The sequence below is a fragment of the Luteibacter sp. 1214 genome (genome assembly GCF_031455395.1).
Taxonomy (GTDB): Bacteria; Pseudomonadota; Gammaproteobacteria; order Xanthomonadales; family Rhodanobacteraceae; genus Luteibacter; species Luteibacter mycovicinus.
Window position 1 is genome coordinate 58553 of record NZ_JAVDSQ010000001.1, and the last position, 17690, is coordinate 76242.

General features: G+C 63.2%; 21 protein-coding genes, 1 tRNA gene and 1 pseudogene. 20 read left to right on the plus strand and 3 right to left on the minus strand.

Annotated elements, in window-relative coordinates; translation table 11 throughout:
- Window positions 1-309 (minus strand): hypothetical protein, encoded by a 309-nt coding sequence (locus J2X57_RS00245; protein WP_309862394.1) that lies wholly within the window; start codon window positions 307-309, stop codon window positions 1-3.
- Window positions 310-460: 151 nt separating this feature from the next.
- Here J2X57_RS00245 and yidA point away from each other — a divergent pair, with 151 nt between their 5' ends.
- The 18 genes and pseudogenes from yidA (at window position 461) to J2X57_RS00330 (ending at window position 15081) form a co-directional block, all read left to right on the plus strand.
- Window positions 461-1276 carry a sugar-phosphatase gene (gene yidA, locus J2X57_RS00250; protein ID WP_079520295.1) on the plus strand — a complete coding sequence of 272 codons (816 nt, stop codon included), beginning with the start codon at window positions 461-463 and terminating at the stop codon, window positions 1274-1276.
- 79 nt (window positions 1277-1355) lie between these two features.
- Window positions 1356-1952 carry a hypothetical protein gene (locus J2X57_RS00255; RefSeq protein WP_051943558.1) on the plus strand — a complete coding sequence of 199 codons (597 nt, stop codon included), beginning with the start codon at window positions 1356-1358 and terminating at the stop codon, window positions 1950-1952.
- 138 nt (window positions 1953-2090) lie between these two features.
- Complete coding sequence (locus tag J2X57_RS00260) at window positions 2091-3632, plus strand: cation:proton antiporter (RefSeq protein WP_309862399.1); 1542 nt, start codon at window positions 2091-2093, stop codon at window positions 3630-3632.
- 323 nt (window positions 3633-3955) lie between these two features.
- The gene (locus J2X57_RS00265; RefSeq protein ID WP_309862401.1) at window positions 3956-4600 is read left to right on the plus strand and encodes a response regulator transcription factor; all 645 of its coding nucleotides are present in this window, start codon (window positions 3956-3958) and stop codon (window positions 4598-4600) included.
- A gap of 117 nt (window positions 4601-4717) precedes the next feature.
- Window positions 4718-5278, plus strand: a complete 561-nt coding sequence (locus J2X57_RS00270) for a glycosyl hydrolase 108 family protein (RefSeq protein WP_036112675.1) — start codon at window positions 4718-4720, stop codon at window positions 5276-5278.
- A 3-nt stretch (window positions 5279-5281) separates the two neighbouring features.
- Entirely contained in the window at window positions 5282-5803 is a 522-nt protein-coding gene (locus tag J2X57_RS00275) for a DUF2589 domain-containing protein (protein ID WP_309862405.1), read from the plus strand.
- Between the two features lie 69 nt (window positions 5804-5872).
- A pseudogene (locus J2X57_RS00280) lies at window positions 5873-6490 on the plus strand (DUF2589 domain-containing protein); the annotation flags it as partial.
- 162 nt (window positions 6491-6652) lie between these two features.
- Entirely contained in the window at window positions 6653-6913 is a 261-nt protein-coding gene (locus tag J2X57_RS00285) for a hypothetical protein (RefSeq protein ID WP_036112678.1), read from the plus strand.
- Between the two features lie 6 nt (window positions 6914-6919).
- The gene (locus J2X57_RS00290; protein ID WP_309862409.1) at window positions 6920-7360 is read left to right on the plus strand and encodes a hypothetical protein; all 441 of its coding nucleotides are present in this window, start codon (window positions 6920-6922) and stop codon (window positions 7358-7360) included.
- Window positions 7361-7562: 202 nt separating this feature from the next.
- Window positions 7563-7961, plus strand: a complete 399-nt coding sequence (locus tag J2X57_RS00295) for a hypothetical protein (RefSeq protein WP_036112681.1) — start codon at window positions 7563-7565, stop codon at window positions 7959-7961.
- A 19-nt stretch (window positions 7962-7980) separates the two neighbouring features.
- The gene (locus J2X57_RS00300; RefSeq protein ID WP_309862412.1) at window positions 7981-8310 is read left to right on the plus strand and encodes a hypothetical protein; all 330 of its coding nucleotides are present in this window, start codon (window positions 7981-7983) and stop codon (window positions 8308-8310) included.
- A complete protein-coding gene (locus J2X57_RS19875; protein WP_343218457.1) occupies window positions 8307-8633 on the plus strand; it encodes a hypothetical protein in 327 nt (108 codons plus the stop codon). The genes J2X57_RS00300 and J2X57_RS19875 overlap by 4 nt, the downstream gene beginning before the upstream one ends.
- 3 nt (window positions 8634-8636) lie before the next feature.
- On the plus strand, window positions 8637-9521 hold the full coding sequence (locus J2X57_RS00305) for an MBL fold metallo-hydrolase (RefSeq protein WP_343218458.1): 885 nt from the start codon (window positions 8637-8639) through the stop codon (window positions 9519-9521).
- Between the two features lie 142 nt (window positions 9522-9663).
- Window positions 9664-10164: a ferritin-like domain-containing protein gene (locus J2X57_RS00310; RefSeq protein WP_036112688.1), complete on the plus strand. Its 501-nt coding sequence runs from the start codon at window positions 9664-9666 to the stop codon at window positions 10162-10164.
- A 159-nt stretch (window positions 10165-10323) separates the two neighbouring features.
- Window positions 10324-11604 carry a serine--tRNA ligase gene (gene serS / locus J2X57_RS00315; RefSeq protein ID WP_036112689.1) on the plus strand — a complete coding sequence of 427 codons (1281 nt, stop codon included), beginning with the start codon at window positions 10324-10326 and terminating at the stop codon, window positions 11602-11604.
- A 306-nt stretch (window positions 11605-11910) separates the two neighbouring features.
- A tRNA-Ser gene (locus J2X57_RS00320) sits at window positions 11911-12000 on the plus strand.
- A gap of 87 nt (window positions 12001-12087) precedes the next feature.
- Window positions 12088-13662 (plus strand): DUF6538 domain-containing protein, encoded by a 1575-nt coding sequence (locus J2X57_RS00325; RefSeq protein ID WP_309862419.1) that lies wholly within the window; start codon window positions 12088-12090, stop codon window positions 13660-13662.
- An 84-nt stretch (window positions 13663-13746) separates the two neighbouring features.
- Window positions 13747-15081, plus strand: a complete 1335-nt coding sequence (locus tag J2X57_RS00330; RefSeq protein WP_309862422.1) for a hypothetical protein — start codon at window positions 13747-13749, stop codon at window positions 15079-15081.
- A 36-nt stretch (window positions 15082-15117) separates the two neighbouring features.
- On the opposite strand, the gene J2X57_RS00335 is transcribed toward J2X57_RS00330, so the two are convergent.
- Together J2X57_RS00335 and J2X57_RS00340 are read right to left on the minus strand one after the other, a co-directional pair.
- On the minus strand, window positions 15118-15816 hold the full coding sequence (locus tag J2X57_RS00335) for a hypothetical protein (RefSeq protein WP_309862427.1): 699 nt from the start codon (window positions 15814-15816) through the stop codon (window positions 15118-15120).
- 14 nt (window positions 15817-15830) lie between these two features.
- Window positions 15831-16133, minus strand: coding sequence for a hypothetical protein (locus tag J2X57_RS00340; RefSeq protein WP_309862430.1), 303 nt, complete (start codon window positions 16131-16133; stop codon window positions 15831-15833).
- A 306-nt stretch (window positions 16134-16439) separates the two neighbouring features.
- On the opposite strand from J2X57_RS00340, the gene lexA reads away from it, so the two are divergent.
- Together lexA and imuA are read left to right on the plus strand one after the other, a co-directional pair.
- Window positions 16440-17060, plus strand: a complete 621-nt coding sequence (lexA, locus tag J2X57_RS00345) for a transcriptional repressor LexA (RefSeq protein ID WP_309862433.1) — start codon at window positions 16440-16442, stop codon at window positions 17058-17060.
- Window positions 17060-17683, plus strand: coding sequence for a translesion DNA synthesis-associated protein ImuA (gene imuA / locus J2X57_RS00350; RefSeq protein ID WP_309862436.1), 624 nt, complete (start codon window positions 17060-17062; stop codon window positions 17681-17683). Before lexA ends, imuA begins: the two co-directional genes overlap by 1 nt.
- The last annotated feature ends 7 nt before the right edge of the window (window positions 17684-17690 follow it).

Genomic DNA, 17690 nt, shown 5'->3' on the forward strand with positions numbered 1-17690 from the left:
TCACCCGCTGTCACGGGAGTCCTGGCGGTCAGTCGTCTGCGGCATCTCGAGAGCGTCATTTTCCGCGGCCAGTTCGGCTGGCACCGTGCGATCCTCGTCCAGCCATCGCCTGGGTTTATTGAGCGAATGCTCCAGGCAGTGTGAGAACCACGACCCGATAAACCCCTCCCTCAGCATCGATCTCAGCCGCGCCGCGCCGGCGGTGCATCCCACCCGCCGCGCGATTTCGTCCCGGTCCTCGACGCCTTGCTGCTGCAGATCCGCAACGAGTGCACGAAGGTTGTTCCTGCGGGCGGACTGGGTGGACATCGTAAAAAGATGCTCCCGGAACTGTGACTTTGGCGCATACGTGGCGCTGGAGGCTGAGGGCTCGCTTTTTCAGGGCGTCCCCCGCGACCTTAACGACGGTATTTGCTGCATTGCGGTACGATACGGTGCATCCCCGCTGAGACTTTCCCCGATGATCGATCTGATTGCCATCGACATGGATGGCACGCTGTTGAACGCCGCGCACGAAATCACGCCGCGGGTAAAGCAGGCCATCACGGCGGCCCGGGCCCGGGGTATCCGCATCGTGCTGGCTACCGGCCGGCCTTTCTCGGGTGTCGAGGAATACCTCGCGGAGCTCGGCATGAACGGGGAAGGCGACTACTGCGTCACTTTCAACGGTGCGGTCGTGCAGAACGCCGCAGGCACGAAAATCATCGCCGAGACGACCCTCGGCTACGACGATTTCATCTACTGCGAAGAAGTCTCGCGCGACCTGGGTGTGCACTTTCATGCACTGTACGAGCGGAGCATGATGACGCCGAACGCGGACATCAGCTCGCACACCGTGCGTGACGCGTACATCTCACGCACGCCGTTGCTTTACCGCTCCATCGAACAGCTGGACCCGGCGTGGCGCTTCCGGAAGTTCATGATGGTGGATGACGGTCCCGTGCTCGATCGCGCCATCGCCAACATGCCGCCGGAACTGACGGAGCGTTACACGGTGGTCAAGAGCGCCTACGACTTCCTCGAGATCCTGCATCCGGACGCGGGTAAGGGCAGGGCGCTGGCCACGCTGGCCGCGCACCTGGGTGTCCCCAGCGATCGCATCATGGCGATCGGCGATCAGGAAAACGATCTGGTCATGCTGGAGTTCGCGGGCGTCGGCGTGGCGATGGGCAACGCGATCGACACCGTGAAGGCCGTGGCGAACCACGTCACGACGAGCAACAACGAGGACGGCGTGGCCGTCGCCATCGAGCGATACGTGCTCGACAGGCACTGAAGAACCCCTGCCGAAAGCCACTACCATCGTGCGTTGACGAGTCGTACGCTCGGACCAACAGCCCGGGTGGAGACGGCTCATGCGTATCGCGATGGCAACGCTGATCGGTGGTCTCGTGATGTTTCTCTGGGGTGCGTTCGCGCACATGGTGTTACCGCTGGGCGAGATGTCCATGCGGGCGCCACTGGACGAAGACAGGGTGATTGCCTCCCTGAAGCAAGGCCTGCCGGCCGAGGCTGGCATCTATGTGCTGCCGCACTTCGACAGGGGTGCCGCGGACGATGAAAAGGCCCGCGCCGCGTTCTCCGCGAAGGCGGTGGCCAGCCCGTTCGCTTTCATCGTTTATGAGCCGCATGGGCGCGATTCCATGCAGATGGGCGTCAACCTGTTTCATCAGTGGGTGACGAACACGCTCGGGGCATGGATTCTCGCCCTGGTGATGATCCGTGCCGGGGTGGGAGTGACGCGCGGGTTGGTGCTTGGCCTGGCGATGGGCGTCTTCAGCTGGTTGTCGATCAGCGTGCCCTACTGGAACTGGTACCGGTTTCCGGACGCGTTCACGGTGGGGTCGCTGCTGGAGATCGCGTTCGGGTGGCTGCTGGCGGGTGCCTCTATCGGATGGTGGTTGAGGCGGGGGGTATCGCCAGCAGGCCCGGATCCCACCGGCCCACTGTAGGAGCGCGCCCCGCGCGCGACCCAGTTCGCACGAAGAACATCTGACCAAGGCAACCCGCAAGCGCCAGCAAGTCCGACTCCTACCCAAGAGCGTTATTGCCGGGTAGCCTGCGCGGACCGACTTGGGGAAGTCTCGCCCGTGACGTTATTCGAAAGCCTTCTTCTGCTGCTGCTGGCGGCCATCGTATTGCTGCAGGTGGCGCGGCATCTGTCGTTGCCGTACCCGTCGATGCTGGCGTTGGCGGGCGTGGGCGTGGCGCTTCTGCCGGGGGCACCGGACTTTCCGATCGATCCGCAGACCGCTTTGCCGTTATTCATCGCGCCGGCGCTGATGGATGCGGCGTTCGATTTCCCCGTGACCACCGCCAGGCGCTTCTGGATCCCGCTGGTCATCTTCGCGCTCGGCGGGGTGCTTATCACGGCCCTGCTGGTCGCGTGGGTGGGCTGGGCGTTCGCGGGCCTGCCGATCGCCGCGGCGCTGGTGCTCGGTGCGATCGTGGCACCGCCGGACGCGGCGGCGGCCACGGCGATACTCTCCGGCATGGCGATTCCGCGCGCCACCGACGCGATCCTGCGCGGCGAGAGCCTGTTCAATGACGCGGCCGCGCTGTTGCTGTTCAGCGCCGCGCTGACCGCGCAGATGTCCGGCGGACTCACGGCGGCCCAGGTCGGCGGATTCGCACTGGCTGCGCCCGGGGGTGTGTTGTTCGGCATGGTCGCCGCGTGGCTGATGCCGTACATGAGCCGGCTCGTCACGGGCGCGCTGGACAGTAACCTGCTGCAGTTCGTCAACACCTTCCTGGTCTGGATCATCGCCGAGCACCTTCACGTATCGCCCGTGCTCGCCGTGGTGGCGCTGGCGATGACGCTCGCGTCGCGTACGGCGCGACCGACCTCGCCGCGCATGCGCGTGCAGTCGTACGCGGTGTGGAACGTCGTGGTGTTCGTGCTCAATGTGCTCGCCTTCCTGCTGATGGGCCTGCAGGCGCGGCGGATCATCGGCGACATGAGCGGCGAGCACCTGCGCCACGCGCTCGCCTTCACCGGGCTGGTGATCGCCATCGTCGTGGTCGTCCGGCTGGTCGTCGCGCTGGGCTTCAATCGCGCGGTGGCGTGGTACCGCCGCCGTTCGGGACGGGCGGAGCCCGCCACCTGGCGGCAGGCCACGCTGGCCGGGTGGTGCGGTATGCGCGGGCTGGTGACGCTGGCGACGGCGTTCATCCTGCCGGCGGAGTTCCCGCAGCGGGACACGGTGGTTCTCGCCGCCTTCGGCGTGGTGCTGGCCACGCTGGTGGTGCAGGGGCTCACCCTCGCGCCGATGATTCGGCTGCTGGGGCTGGATCATCGCGCGGTGACCGAGCGCGAGCTCGTCGCGGTCCGTCGCGGTCTGGCCCGGGCAGCCCTGCATCGGCTGGAGGACGAAGCCAGTGAAGAGGGCGCGCGGCTGGCCGCGCTGTTCCGCATCGAGGTCGACGCGCTGGACGAGCCGCCACGTGGCGATGCGCATCAACGGCACTGTGCCCTGTCGCTCGCCGCCATCGCCGCGCAGCGGGCGGAGCTCGAACGCTGCCGTCTGGAATTTCAGCTCAGCGACGACGATTACAACTTCCTGCTCGAGCAACTCGACTGGCGGGAACTGACCGTGCTTCCGCCGGAAGCGACGCGCATCGGTACGGCTTAGCCGCCGCAGCGGCTTCGGCTCGAAAAATCAGCATTTGGCCGATACGGCTGGTGGGGCGTCACGACATACCGTGACCACTCCTTCCACCGACCGGATCGTGTTATGCCTGGCGATTATCTGCGTCCCAAACCCGACCCCGTGTACGCGACGGCACGCTGCGGCCGTGCCGTCGTGGCGCGGCCACCGGGCGCACCCGTGGCCGCCAGCCGGCAGCGAAGCGTCCGCCGGTAAGGGTAGTCAATCGGGGGACCGACGATGGATTCGCAGCATCATTTCACCGCCATCGATGGCGGCTTTTGCCGTGGGCGGCTCGCATGATGCCCGTGTCGGTTTTGCTTGCGGACGAGCAGGCGCTGTTGCGCGACGGTGTGGCGGCGCTGCTGAGTCACTCCACGCGCTACCAGGTGATCGGCAGTACCGCGGACGGTCGCGACTGCGTGCGCCTGGCGTTGCGACAGCAGCCAGGGCTGATCGTCTTCGACTGTGCCATGCGCGGACTCAGTGGTCTGGAAGCGATCCGGCGGATCGCACCACGCTGTCCACACACCCGGCTTCTCTGCCTTTCCGGCTACGAGGATTCCCGATGGGTACGCGCCGCCTTCGACGCTGGCGCCCATGGCTACGTATTGAAGCGCGACGGTTTCGACGTGCTACGTGAGGCGATCGATACGGTGATGCGCCAGCGTTACTTCATCAGTCCGGACATAGGGCATCTGCTGGTGGATGGTCTGCGTCGCCAGGATGGACCGTCGTTTGCGACGACCGGAGCGCTGAGTGCGCGCGAGCGCGAAATCACCCAGCTGTTCGCCGAAGGGCTCAGTGCACGCGACATTTCCGAGCGATTGCACGTCAGCATCAAGACCGTCGGCACGCACCGGGAACACATCATGGCGAAACTGGGCATCAACGGTATCGCACAGCTCACGCGATACGCCTTGCGCGAAGGACTCACCACGCTCGATCCGTGAGTCCCGCAGGTCAGCAACGGCGGCCGCGCGATTCAGTGTTTTGCCGATGCCGCCATTGCCACCACCCACGGATAGTGACTCCACGGACGCCACCGCGTCTTTTCAGGAGCTCACACCATGGCCGACTTCAACAGCTTCTTTCCCACGCTACTCAGACATGAGGGAGGGTTCGTCAACGACCCTGCGGATCCGGGCGGCGCGACCAACAAAGGCATCACGCTGGGCACGTTTCAGCAGTGCGCCAAACGCCTTCTGGGTGTCGAGCCCACGCTCGATAACCTGCGTGCGCTGAGCGACGCGGACGCGGGCAGGATCTACAAGGCGTTGTACTGGGACAAGGTGCACGGCGACGAGATCGCGCTGCAGGATCTGGCGAACATCGTCTTCGACTTTCAGGTCAACGCCGGTGGTAACGCATCCAGGCTGCTCCAGCGCGTGCTCAATGCGCAGGGTGTGACCCCACAAGTCGTCGTCGACGGCGCCATCGGTGCCGGTACGCTCGCCGCGCTGGGCAAGGTCGATAACGTCGCGGTTTACACCGCGTACAAGCAGGGGCGCAAGGACTACTACAAGAACCTCGTCGCCCAGCGGCCGGGGCTGGGCAAGTTCCTGAAAGGCTGGCTCAACCGCGTCGACTCTTTTCCCGATCTGCCGCAAGCCGCCACGGGAGGTCCCTGAGCCATGGCCGCGCAGACCTCGCTCAATACCCTGATCGAAGCCATTGCCGGCGCGGTGGTCGATGCGCAGGACCGCATCGAGCAACACCAGATCTCCCACCTCAGCGAGTTTTTCGATGAGGACAACCGGCCCAAGAGCGTCGTCATCCGCATGCCGTCCCTGCATCCGCAGGCTGGCGAGGACGATGAAGACCTGTACCGCGCGCCGATCCTTCCCCTGGTCTCGACCAACGTGCTGCGCATCAAGGATGTCGAGATCACCTTCGACGCGGACCTCGGTCCGCTGATCGAGGGCGACCCACCGGGTGATGACGCGCCCCATGAGCCCGGCTGGAAGGGGGCGAGCGCCGCGTCGCGCCCCCACCTGCGGGTCGATCCCTCGGTCGGTGGCAGCGATCGTCGCGGCGGGTCCGTGCACGTGGTGCTGCGCGTGGAAGGCAGCGAGCCGACCGACGGCGCGTCGCGGCTGATGAATCACCTCGCGCAGACCCAGGGGATCTTCAAGACGTTCAAGCCGGGCGACTGAACACGTCGGTCGCGCTGAACCGCTACGCGCATTCCGCGTGTCGCGTCACATCTCACCAGGAGTCACATCATGGCTGACGAACTCGTCAACATGTCGAGTCAGTTCAAGGGTCTGCCCATGGGCGACCTGATCGGTTCGCCGCTCAGCGCCGCCTGCGAAGCGCAGGTCAAGCTGGCCCAGGCCACCGCGGATTTCATCAAGGTCATCGGCTTTCTGCCGCCGGCCGCGAACGATCCCAATGGCGTGGGCGATACCCGTACCGCCACGTTCCGTTTCAAGCGTCCCGTCGACGATCCCAATGTCCAGGGCGGCACCGCCGAGGAAGACGTCGAGATCGTGGTGCCGCTGCTGGCCATCGTCAAGGTGCCCAGCCTCAGCATCACCAAGGTCGACATCACCTTCGACATGGAAGTGAAGTCGTCTTTCAGCAGCACAGAAAGCGAAGACAAGAAGGGCGAGTTCAGCGCCGAGATGTCGATCGGCTGGGGCATCTTCAAGGCCTCCGCCAAGGTGTCCGGTTCGGTCGCCACCCATAAGGAAAACACCCGCAAGTCCGACAACTCGGCGCGTTATCACGTCGAAGTACACGCGGAAGACGGTGGCATGCCGGAAGGCCTGTCGCGCGTGCTGGACATCCTGCAGACCGCCTGCGCGCCGCGCAAGGTCGGCGCGCCGGTGGCCGTGCCGGGTAACGCCTTGCCGAAGAAGACCAAGATCGCACCCGCGGCCATTCCGGCGCCGGCTCCGGCTCCGGCAACGGGTCCGGGCCCGGGTCCGTAAGCGGTTTGTTCCATACCTCGAGTCGCGGCGTCCGCAAGGCCGTCGCGATTCTCTCCAGGAGACCCAGTGATGTTCGATCTGACTGACGTCAAGTTCGTCAAGCGTGTGGTTGTCGGCAGCGACAACCCCAACCAGATGAGTACGGAGGCGCAGGTGGAAGAAGCGCGCGCCTTGCTCAATCGCTGCCTCACCGATTCGCCGAAAGGCTCGATCATCGGGACGGAAAAGAGTTTCACCATTCTGCAGGTCGGCGAGCATCAGGTCGTGCTGCAGTGGCTTTGCTATCACGTGGGCTTTCCGCGGAAGCCGTCGTGGATGACCGAGGGGTAGGGTGCCATGGCCGAGTGCAGCTTCGATCAGTTGTTGTTCGCGTTGCGTGTTTCCGTGGAGGCGGCCAATGACGGTCTGCGCCGTCGCCGGGGCTTGCATTACGAACACGACCGTGCCGGAAACGAGGCATTGCACGTGGATATTCCGCGCGGTCCCCGCGACGATGCGACGCTGGATCCCGTGGTGATACCGATGAGCTGGTTCCGCGATCCGCGCCTGCCGCAGGTCACCGAACTGTCGGTCGCGTTCGACTGTCGCCTGCGCTACGAGCGGGTGCGCGGTGCGGCCGATGCACTGATCATCGACATGAATCCACCCCCGCCTCGCTGGTTCCGGCGACGCCCCCTGCACCGCATGGTGATCCGCTTTCGTGCCGCCGACGCCTGGCGGGCCGACGTGTCGCTCGATGGACGTCCGGTCGTCGTGTCGCATGCCGGGGCGTCGTGATGGACAGGCTCTCCGGCCTGCGCGTGTCGACTGCCTGGCAAAGCGCCCTGATCGCCAGTACCGAGGTTGCTCCACGGTCGCGTCGCGGCCGCAGCGCCGTACGGGTCACGGCATACGTTCTGTTTCTTGCCGGCTTAGCCGGCTTCGCGGTGTGGCTTGCTCGGTAGCGTGAGCCCACCACCCAACATGTAAGGAGATCACGATGCATCTGAACACCATGAAGTGCCTGAGCCTTGCCGCTCTCATCGCGGCGCTGCCGACCCTGGCCGTCGCCGCCGAGCCCCAGGGGGTATGGCAAGGCCTTATCCAGCAGGCAAACTCCGATGTCGCATTGCGGCTTACGTTTGCACCGCAGCTGGTCAGGCTGCATTTCAACGAGCCGCTGTCGTGCGACGTGCCGGCCCGATTTCTGAAGGCCGACGGCGACACGTTGATCTATCGCTTTGCCCCGTCCGTCAACGGCGGCAGGTTCTGCGACGGCGTGTTGAATCACGATCTTCGGATCAAGGTAGCCGCCGAGCCGAAACGTGAGCTGGATCTGGTCTTCGACGGTCCGCGCTCGACATGGCACGGCCGTCTGGCTCCGGTCACGTCCCCCTGACCACAGCGAGGTCGCCATCATGGATTCCGTGGTTCTCTTCACCCGTTTCTGGCTGCTGCTGGCGGCCGTGGGCGGCGCCATCCTGCCTGTGGCGCTTGGCAACGAGGCATCGCGCAAGCGGGCCGTCGTCCAGGTGGTATGCGGGGCGATGATGGCGATCTTCCTGGGGCCCGCGCTGGAGCGGCGTTTTCTTCCCGACTCGCCGGCGGAGGTACACGCCGGCGTCTCTTTTCTCATCGGTTGTTTCGGTTTACGCCTGACGATGATCGTGCAGCGACTGATCGACTCGCGCGGTGAAACACTGGCCAATCGCGTCATCGACCGTATCGCCGGAGGCGATAACCTGTGAATACACTTTTCTTTCTTTACACCGACCTTGCCTGCAGTGCGGTCATCATGGTCTCGGCCTGCTGGCTGCTGACCGATCTCAGCCTGCGGCGCATCAACCGCACGTGTCACGCCTGTATCGCCGCCGGTGCCTTTGCCAACATCCTTGGCATCGTGGCGGACCGGATCGGTTTTCAGGACATCAGCTACGGCAACGTCTGGCCGGGCGAGGTCGTGGTCAACATCGGCCTCGCGGTGATGCTCGGCGCGACGTTCTGGCGCTCGGTCGGTCGTCGTCTACAATGGACTCCTCTGCAGCGCGAGGGCGTCGCACGCAAGGAGTGATCCATGAACACCGACACATCCAGGCCAGACATTCAGGGGTTCTGGGAGCCGCGGACGGGCACGGTGCAATACATCGTCGCCGATCCGGTCACGAGGCACTGCGCCATCATCGATCCGGTGCTCGACTTCGACGAGAAGTCGGGCTCCGTCGCGACGACGTCCGCCGACGCCTTGCTCGATGCGGTGGCGTCACAGGAGCTCACGGTCGAGTGGATTCTCGATACGCATCCGCATGCGGACCATTTCTCCGCCACGGCCTATCTGTCGTCGAAGACCGGTGCGCCGATGGCGATGGGCGCTGGCGTGCTGGACGTGCAGCGCATCTGGGGCGAGATCTACGGGTTGCCACTGGATCAGCTGGACGGGCGTTACTGGGACCGGTTGTTCAATGAAGGCGATACGTTTTCCATCGGCTCGCTGGAAGTGCGCGTGATCTCGTCGCCGGGTCACACCGCGCCATCGGTGACCTACGTGATCGGCGACGCGGCGATCGTCGCGGATACGCTGTTCATGCCGGACAGCGGCAGTGCCCGCGCGGATTTTCCCGGCGGCGATGCGAGCGTGCTGTGGCATTCGATCCAGCGGATCCTGTCGCTGCCGCCGGAGACGCGGTTGTTCACCGGGCATGACTACCAGCCGGGAGGTCGCGAACCACGCTGGGAAAGTACGGTGGCCGAGCAACTAGCCACCAACACGCATGTGGCCGGCCTGGATGAGGCTGGGTTCATCACGTTGCGCCATGGGCGGGACAGGGTGCTGCCCATGCCGAAGCTGCTGCTGCCCGCGTTGCAGGTAAACCTGCGCGGTGGGCGGTTGCCGGAGCCTGAGGCTAACGGTCGGCGTTACCTGCGGATTCCGCTGGATGCGTTTTCGGGGTCGGCCTGGTAAGCATTGCGGGCAACGGGTGGAGCTACCTAAGTAGCTTTCGGGAGCGCGCGTTCACTCAGGTGTTCTCTCTCTTCACCCGCGTTGCGGTGCGCGCAAACATCCATAGCGCTAGTTTCGTAAGTCTTATCCGGGAGACAGCGCCATGACTATCAAAACCATCGAAGATCTCTTCATCCACGAGCTGTCCGATATCTACAGCGCCGAGAAGCAACTCACCAAGTCGCTGCCGCGACTGGCACGTGCATCGACGGCTCCGGAGCTCAAAGAAGCATTCACGTCTCACCTCGAGGAAACGCAGGGCCAGGTCGAGCGCATCGATCAGGTCGTCGAGCTTCTGGGTATCCGTCTGAAGCGCATCAAGTGCGCCGCGATGGAAGGGCTGGTGGAAGAGGGCAAGGAAGTGATCGACGGCGTCGAAGAAGGTCCGCTGCGCGATGCCGCCCTGATCGGCGGCGGAAACAAGGTAGAGCATTATGAGATCGCCTCTTACGGCACCCTCATCGCGCTGGCCAAGCAGCTCGGCTACACCGATGCCGTGCCGCTGCTCGTCGCGACGCTGGCTGAGGAGAAGGCGGCCGATGAGAAGCTGACGCTGTTGTCCGAGCAGTTGTCGAAGCAGATGCGGGCTGAGAAGGCCGCCTGATAACCTGACACGGGACGGATATCCCGTGTCATCGACGGGCTGATGGCGCCTTCCCTGAGGCGCCAGTGGCGGGGTTCGACGAGGATCTGGCATCGGGCGGGCATGAGGCCCCCCGAATTTGCGATAATCCTCCGTTCGAACACCCACGGAACCCGACCCATGCTGGATCCTGCTCTCCTGCGCGGCAAACTCGCCGAAACGGCCGAACGCCTGCGCGCCGCCCGGAACTTCGACCTCGACGTCGCCACGATCGAGCGCCTCGAATCCGAGCGCAAGGCCCTCGCCACCGAGACCCAGGAGCTGCAGAACCTGCGCAACACGCGTTCCAAGGCGATCGGCCAGGCCAAGAGCAAGGGTGAAGACGTCGCCCCGCTGATGGCCGAGGTCGCCGGCATCGGCGACAAGCTCAAGGCCAACGAACAGGCCCTGGCCGACGTCCAGGCCAAACTGGCCGACATCTCGCTGGGCCTGCCCAACCTGCCGGACGAGTCCGTGCCCATCGGCAAGGACGAGAACGACAACCTCGAGATTCTCCGCTGGGGCCACGCCCGCGCGTTCGACTTCGAGGTTAAGGACCATGTGGACCTGGGCGTCCGCCATGGCTGGCTCGACGGCGACGCTGGCTCGAAACTCAGCGGCGCGCGCTTCACCGTCCTGCGCGGCCAGCTCGCGCATCTGCACCGCGCGCTCGCCCAGTTCATGCTCGACCTGCACACCACGCAGCACGGATACCTCGAGCACAACGTGCCGCTGATCGTGAACCCGGCCGCGATGGAGGGCACCAGCCAGCTGCCGAAGTTCGAGGAGGACCTGTTCGCGACCCAGATCGGCGATGCGAAGCGCTACCTCATCCCGACCTCCGAAGTGACCCTGACCAACCTGGTCCGCGAGAGCATCGTCGAAGCCGACGAGCTGCCCATGCGCCTGACCGCCCATTCCATGTGCTTCCGCGCCGAAGCCGGCAGCTACGGCCGCGACACCCGCGGCATGATCCGCCAGCACCAGTTCGAAAAGGTCGAAATGGTGCAGATCGCGACCGCCGAGACCAGCATGGCTCAGCTGGAGGAGATGGTCGGGCACGCCGAGACGGTCCTGCAGAAGCTGGGCCTGCCGTACCGGAAGGTGCAGCTGTGCACGGGCGATATGGGCTTTGCGGCGGCGAAAACGTATGACCTGGAGGTCTGGCTGCCTTCGCAGAATACGTACCGCGAGATCAGCAGCTGCTCGAATTGCACGGACTTCCAGGCGCGGCGGATGCAGGCCCGGTGGCGGAACCCGGCGACCGGGAAGCCGGAGCTGGTGCATACGCTGAATGGGTCTGGGTTGGCTGTGGGGCGGACCCTCGTTGCCGTGATGGAGAATTTCCAGCGGAAGGATGGGTCGATTGAGGTTCCTGAGGTGCTCAGGCCTTATATGGCGGGTTTGGAAGCGATTGCGTGACCTGACCGGGGGTCGGTCGGGTACAATGGCGCGCCGCTGGGGTGCAATGCCTTGGTGGCGTGCGGTAAAAATACGGAGAGATGGCCGAGTGGTTTAAGGCAGCAGTCTTGAAAACTGCCGTAGGTGTGAGCCTACCGTGGGTTCGACAAGGCGGCGAAGCCGCCGCAGGACGCCCGAAGTGCGGTCCCGACCAACGGGAGGGATTCGTCGCGAAGCGGCGAACAATCCCACTCGGCGTCCGAGCCACCTCGACGGTGATCGGAGCTAGCGTAGAATCCGAGACGCGCAAAGCGCCTCATACAATACGGAGAGATGGCCGAGTGGTTTAAGGCAGCAGTCTTGAAAACTGCCGTAGGTGAAAGCCTACCGTGGGTTCGAATCCCACTCTCTCCGCCAGCCATCGAGAAAAAGCCTGTTTTAAGGGCAATTTGAGATGTCTGGGAGAAAAAAGGCGCTTGGCGAAGTCGGTTGGCGAAATGCACCATGCGACTTGCCCACCATTTGCAGCGCCACCCCTCGGGGATGTGGCACTTCTGCCTGACCGTTCCGAAAGACCTGCGGGCCGCCTTGGGCCTGCGTTACATCAAGAAATCCCTACGCACCCGTGATCCGCTGCTTGCCCGGTGGTGGGCCTACGCTTTGGGCGCGCACTATGCTCAAATCTTCGCCACGACACGCGGAGCAGGGGCAGGCGCCACGATGGCACAGGAACCACCAAACACGGACGAGCCAGAGGCGAGCACGCCTGGCGCTCCGCGAAATCGGGTAAACCTGAGGACAGGGACCGGCAACGAGCTGGTCGACTACGCGTGCGAGATCCGAGTGGATGGCTCCATGCGGTTCGAAGCCACAGACCAGGCCGACCACGAGCGACTGATGGAGGCGTTGCGGGAGGCTAAGAAGCCGGTGCCTTCGCACACACCGAAACCGCCGCGGCCGGCTCCGGTTCAATCTCCTCATCCCGACACTCAGGTATTGGCCGGCATGATGGAGGCGTTCAACACCTCGCTGGTCCAGGCGAGGGCAGGTGCCGCGGTGGCGGTTAGGCCCATCGTTCCAACGCGACCACGCGAAATCGGCAAAGCGGCCGACCAATGGCTGCGGAGCATTAAGGCCGACACCATCCCCAAGACCCTCATCATCAAGACCGCGGCGGTGATGGGCTTCGTCCGGCACGTCGGAAGCAAGAAGCTCATGCACGAGGTCCAACGCGAGGACGTGCATGCATGGGTTGAAGCGCTCAGGGCGAGCGGCCTGCAAACGCCGACGCTGGTAAACAAGACCTCGTATCTACGCGGCTTCTTCACTTGGGCAGTGTCGTCGGGCTGCTACCCGAAGTTTCCGAAGGACGAAAATCCGGCCGCCGGCCACGTGGTGTTCCGCAAGCAGGAAAAGCACCGACGCAAGGCTTTCGGCTTCAAGGCATTCAGTCCGGAGGAAATCCAAAGGCTCTACGCGCCTGATGCGCTCGCTAGGTTGAGCGAAGGCGCCCGGTGGGGCGCGGTCATCGGGCTTTACACGGGCGCGCGCGTGTCGGAGATCGGCCAGCTTGCGCTGGTGGACTTCACTACGGTGGACGGGATCCCGTGTCTGACGATCACTGACGAAGGAGAGGGTCAGAGCGTAAAAAATCTCCCTAGCATCCGCACCATCCCGATCCATGCGGATCTGCTTGCACTGGGTCTGATGGAGCGTGTCGAGAGGTTGCGGGAAGAGGGTGAAAAGCGCTTGTTCCCAAAAGTGAAGATCGGTTCGGTGAACGGGCAGGGCGACTGGCTCTCCAAAGCATTTGGTCGGCACATTCTTGCGGTCGGCATCACCAAGCCGGCTAAGGGCAAGCATGGGTTTCATAGTCTTCGCAAAACCGCCATCCAGACGATGAAGGCGGCGAAGGTGCCGTTGGAGTGGCGTTGCGCTTACGTTGGGCACGATCTCGACGAGGAACACGTTGAAACATATAGCGGCGATTACGGACCCGGAGAGATGCTGGATGCTGTCGGGACCGGTTTGAGCTGGAACCTCACGCTGGGCTCTATCCGGAAAATCCTGCTCTATTGAGCTGGGTGCGCGATACTAAAATTTGGCTATCGGCCAGCTGCTCAGTCCGGTCGAAGCACTAGCGAAAAGTTGGAGACCCCCGCATTGATTGAACATCCCTTCCCGACGGATGCCACGGCCAAGCGGTTGTATGCACTGGCCGTTGACTGCGCTTTTCCTGGATGCTTTGAGCCCCTCTATCGCGAAGACGAGGCTTCGGGCTCGTGGGTGCTCAACTCGCGCATTGCGCACATCTGTGCGCGCAGCGAGGGAGGGCCGCGATGGGACGACGAGCAACCTGCGGATGACAATCGTTCGGATAGCAACTTGCTGCTTATGTGCATCAAGCATGCTGCTGCAATTGATGAGCCGAGCGGGCAAAGTGACTACACGGCCAACGTGCTCCGTGATTGGAAGGCCGCTCAAATTGATGCTCATCGTAAACGACGCCAAGGCTGGCCCTTGACGGATGCCATGGCAAGAGCCGCGGTTTCGGCGTCCTTCTCGAACGTCGAAATTGCTATCAGCAATTCTACATTGGACCTCGGGGGAGGTGGCGGCCATGCACCTGGGGCCGGCGGAGGCGGTGGGGGTGCCATCGGCCCAGGAGCTCGTGGGGGAAATGGAGGGCGCGGCGGAACCTTCTTGGATCTGGTTGAAGGTCAATCTGGGCACGTTGACCTTGCCCATATCTTGTCGGATGCATCTATGGATCTACCGCCTGGCTCGGGCGGCGCGGGTGCAGGCGCCATTGGCCCTAATTCGATCGGTGGAGACGGCGGGAACGGTGGCAACAGCTTTCGTGGTTCATTCGCCGTCGAGCCTGGCGACGAGGTTCAGATCGAAGTCGGACAAGGGGGGCGGGCCGCGCGTCTCCCGGGCCAACATGCCGAATGTGGGGGAAAAACCTCTCTAACCATTCGTTCCAGCGATGGCACGATCAAGGACGTGTTGAGTGTCGACGGCGGCGAAGGAGCATTGTCAGGTCGCTTGCCCGATGATTGGTTAACCATCTCGCCATCCGACGTCGATGGTGGATTTCACGTCAGCACTTTGCTCACGGCGAACGCGTTCGAGCTACGCGAAGGACTGCTATTCGCCCTGGGAGCCGGATGGACAGCGCTTAATGTTCCCATTCTGCCGGTGGAAACAGTTTGGCCAGTTGCCTGCATCGCCACATGGAAGAATTTGATCGGAGGCCACTGTCGAGGACTTCAATTGTGTCTCGTCAACCCGGAAGGGGCTGAGGTGTCTCGATTGGCGCTTCACTTGCCATCGCCTGATGGGACGGGGAACAGCCAAACTTGGATACAGCAATTGGGTGCACCTCTGGATCGTGAGGGGCGCTATCGCATCCAGCTTAAATCCGGGCAATATCTGTTTCAAGAAATTGAGATTAAAGTTAGCTCGGCTTCGCGAAGCTATGGGATGTCGACATAGCAGATGCACACCCGTGCGGACGAAATCGAACCTGCACTAGATCAGGTCCTGTCCCTGCTCTGTTGGTTTCTGCAGCGCGAGCCAACGAAGCTGGACATCAGTAAAATAATTACTGCAAGAGAGGAGTGCGGGAACGCAGATCCGAGCCCGGCCACCTAATTCGATGTTAGACGCGTAGTGCATTGCTTGCGCGTATAGCGTCGAACAAACCACGGCCTTAGAGCTGATACGAATCGGCCTTTGGTTACTGTCCCATAGTCCTCGACCTCGCCACGCGTTCCAAGCCAGACGTATCAGGTAACTAAAATCGTAAGTCTGTTTGCCCTGAGTAAGTGCGCCGATCACAATCCTATACCGTTCGAGATCGCTCATCCTCGGGCGGCGAAGTTTAAGGGCATGCTGTCCATCGGCATATTCTTGAAGATTGCGTATCATCACGCCGCGACGAAGACCAGGTATCTTGAAATTGGCCTCGACCACGTTTTGTCCATCGCCAAGACAGACAGCGGCGTGGGTCCACTGGGCATCCTGCTCCTCATATGCGCTCGCTTGCGCTTTAACAATACCTCTGGATACCCAGTCATTTTCACGCCCACCAAATGGACGCGTTAAAAGTAGATCGCCAGGCGCAATATTTTGGTGATCGATCAATCGCCCAAAAGCACGAGCTTGTGGAGGCAGTGTTATGTTCGAGGGAGTGGTACCGGAGGCCGCGTCCGTCGGCAAAAGTTCCAAGTGACGAACCCTTCTTAGCGGAAGAGACGTTTGATGAGCGAATCTTCACGATTGCTCACAATCAAGACCTTCGTTAGGTCACGCTTTTGGCCGACTTCAACCCGGGTCCCATGACGAAGTCCCAACTCGTCAAACGACTGGCCGCCATATGAGAAAATCTTGCCATCGAACTTCTTCACCATCAGATTGCTGGGGCGGAAGCTTAGGCTCTCACCGTCATCCATCACGACATAAATAATCGAGTCGCCGAACGTGCTTTCGACGCGACCTGTGTGAAGGGTGGCGCTTTCTGTTGCTAGGGCGGCGGTGGTGCTCATAGTTTCATCATCGTAGCTCTCCATAAAAAGTCAACCTTTTTAGGATAGCGGCGATCTTTGCCTTTCCATCTGGTTCACCAGAGAGGTTTCGATCAGGAAGACACACCGGTCATAGCAGGCTTGCCGTGTTGGGTGTGGGATTGGTTCCGATTTGAATTGGTCTCACCCCATGAGACCCCGCCCCGCCATGTTAGCCCCTGAACCCACCTCATCCCCTTTATGAGGTTCAGCGGCCATCCCGTTGATCCTGGCACTGGGAAATTTTGACCCTTTCATTTTCACCTAAAAAGGTGAAAAGTGGCCGCCATGACGCTCCTTCTCACCCATCGCCAACAGAATGTCCTCGACTTCATCCGCGCCCGCCTCCAGCGGGACGGGGAGGCCCCGACGTTGGAAGAAATCGGCCAGGCCTTGGGCATCGAGCACGTCAGCGCCGTTCTGAAACACGTTCGCTCGCTCCAGACGAAGGGGCGCCTCGTGATTGAGCCCAACCGGCCCCGCGGCATTCGTCTGATCGCGGAAACGGACCCCATGGCGGCGGACACCCTGGACCTTCCCTTGGTGGGGCGCATTGCCGCCGGTGAGCCGCTGTTCTCATCCGAGCGGGTCGAGCGTTCACTTCGGGTGTCCACCTGGCTCTTCAAGCTGAAACCCGACTACCTGGTCGAGGTGGTCGGTGACTCCATGCGGGACGAGGGGATCCTCAATGGCGACCTGGTCGGGGTGCACGCCACCCCGGTCGCCCGCCACGGCCAGATCGTCGCCGCCCGCGTCGGTGGCGATCGCTTCACCATCAAGCGCCTCCACCATCAGGGCGATGTGATCCGCCTGCTGCCCAACAGCCCGGGCTACCACCCGATTGATCCCGACCCCACGGACGACTTTGCCATCGAAGGACTGTTTGCAGGCTTGGTCCGGAGAAGCTGATGGGCGCCGTCGTTGCCTTATCGGACCTCGTGGAAGCCCGGCAGGTCTGGCGTGGCCGTGCCGCGCCCGTGCCTGCTGGCGACCAGCCGACGGGCTTGGCCGCCCTGGATGCCGCGCTGCCGACCGCTGGCTGGCCGGATGCTTCGGTTTCCGAAATCCTCATGCCGCTGGATGGAGTAGGTGAGCTGCGCCTGGTGCTGCCCACCCTGGCCCGCCTGACCCAAGGGAAGCGTCCCGTGGTCGTCATCGCGCCGCCCTACGTGCCGTTCGCCCAGGGCTGGCGCCAGCGGGGCCTTCGCCTGGCCCAGGTCCACTTCGTCCGCGCACCCGACGCCGAGGTGCTGTGGGCGGCCGAACAATGCCTCCGCTCCGGGGCGTGCGCCGCCGTCCTGGTCTGGCCGAAGCAGGCCGACGACCGCGCCTTGCGGCGGCTGCAGGTGGCCGCGGCGGACGGCCAGGCGCTGGGCTTCGTCTTCCGCGACCGCCGCCACCTTTCGAACAGTTCGCCCGCGCCCCTGCGCCTGGAACTGGCCACCCAGCCCACGTTCGCCGTCTGGATCCGGAAGTGCCGCGGCGGCAACCCTCCAGCGCACCCGGTTCCGTTCCCGGACACGGTGCATTGAGGGCGAC

Excerpts from the sequence above, each read along its gene's own strand:
- J2X57_RS00245 (WP_309862394.1), bottom strand. The coding sequence starts at position 309 with ATGTCCACCCAGTCCGCCCGCAGGAACAACCTTCGTGCACTCGTTGCG.
- yidA (WP_079520295.1), top strand. The coding sequence starts at position 461 with ATGATCGATCTGATTGCCATCGACATGGATGGCACGCTGTTGAACGCC.
- J2X57_RS00255 (WP_051943558.1), top strand. The coding sequence starts at position 1,356 with ATGCGTATCGCGATGGCAACGCTGATCGGTGGTCTCGTGATGTTTCTC.
- J2X57_RS00270 (WP_036112675.1), top strand. The coding sequence starts at position 4,718 with ATGGCCGACTTCAACAGCTTCTTTCCCACGCTACTCAGACATGAGGGA.
- J2X57_RS00275 (WP_309862405.1), top strand. The coding sequence starts at position 5,282 with ATGGCCGCGCAGACCTCGCTCAATACCCTGATCGAAGCCATTGCCGGC.
- J2X57_RS00285 (WP_036112678.1), top strand. The coding sequence starts at position 6,653 with ATGTTCGATCTGACTGACGTCAAGTTCGTCAAGCGTGTGGTTGTCGGC.
- J2X57_RS00290 (WP_309862409.1), top strand. The coding sequence starts at position 6,920 with ATGGCCGAGTGCAGCTTCGATCAGTTGTTGTTCGCGTTGCGTGTTTCC.
- J2X57_RS00295 (WP_036112681.1), top strand. The coding sequence starts at position 7,563 with ATGCATCTGAACACCATGAAGTGCCTGAGCCTTGCCGCTCTCATCGCG.
- J2X57_RS00300 (WP_309862412.1), top strand. The coding sequence starts at position 7,981 with ATGGATTCCGTGGTTCTCTTCACCCGTTTCTGGCTGCTGCTGGCGGCC.
- J2X57_RS00305 (WP_343218458.1), top strand. The coding sequence starts at position 8,637 with ATGAACACCGACACATCCAGGCCAGACATTCAGGGGTTCTGGGAGCCG.
- J2X57_RS00310 (WP_036112688.1), top strand. The coding sequence starts at position 9,664 with ATGACTATCAAAACCATCGAAGATCTCTTCATCCACGAGCTGTCCGAT.
- serS (WP_036112689.1), top strand. The coding sequence starts at position 10,324 with ATGCTGGATCCTGCTCTCCTGCGCGGCAAACTCGCCGAAACGGCCGAA.
- J2X57_RS00325 (WP_309862419.1), top strand. The coding sequence starts at position 12,088 with ATGCGACTTGCCCACCATTTGCAGCGCCACCCCTCGGGGATGTGGCAC.
- J2X57_RS00340 (WP_309862430.1), bottom strand. The coding sequence starts at position 16,133 with ATGAGCACCACCGCCGCCCTAGCAACAGAAAGCGCCACCCTTCACACA.
- lexA (WP_309862433.1), top strand. The coding sequence starts at position 16,440 with ATGACGCTCCTTCTCACCCATCGCCAACAGAATGTCCTCGACTTCATC.
- imuA (WP_309862436.1), top strand. The coding sequence starts at position 17,060 with ATGGGCGCCGTCGTTGCCTTATCGGACCTCGTGGAAGCCCGGCAGGTC.